Annotated in this window: 1 protein-coding gene; it reads right to left on the bottom strand. The window is 77.5% G+C overall.

Features of this window, described 5'->3' with window-relative positions; genetic code table 11:
* Positions 1-271: hypothetical protein (locus tag KVS71_RS17485; RefSeq protein WP_217585157.1), on the bottom strand; the 271-nt coding region annotated here is incomplete at both ends.

A 271-nucleotide genomic window follows, 5' to 3' on the forward strand; every position in this document is an offset into this window, starting at 1 on the left:
GTGTCGGCCGTGTTCTCGAAGCCCGGGGCGCCCCCGGTGTCCTCCCCGCGGTCGCGCGCCGCGTACACGGCGGTCTCGAGGTAGGCGCCGGTGTCGGCGTCGTCCGAGCCGCGCACGATGCCGTGCACGGCCTTCGTGAGATCGGCCTCTGCGACCGGGCCGACCGGCGCCGGCCGCACGGACTCGTGCACCCGCGCGAGGCGGTCCTGCGTGCGGCGCGGACCGTGGCCGAGGGCCGGGTCACCCGCCCGGTCGAGAGCGTCGAGGAAGC

Origin of the sequence: Microbacterium sp. GbtcB4 (assembly GCF_019091465.1) — a bacterium.
Taxonomy (GTDB): domain Bacteria; phylum Actinomycetota; class Actinomycetes; order Actinomycetales; family Microbacteriaceae; genus Microbacterium; species Microbacterium paraoxydans.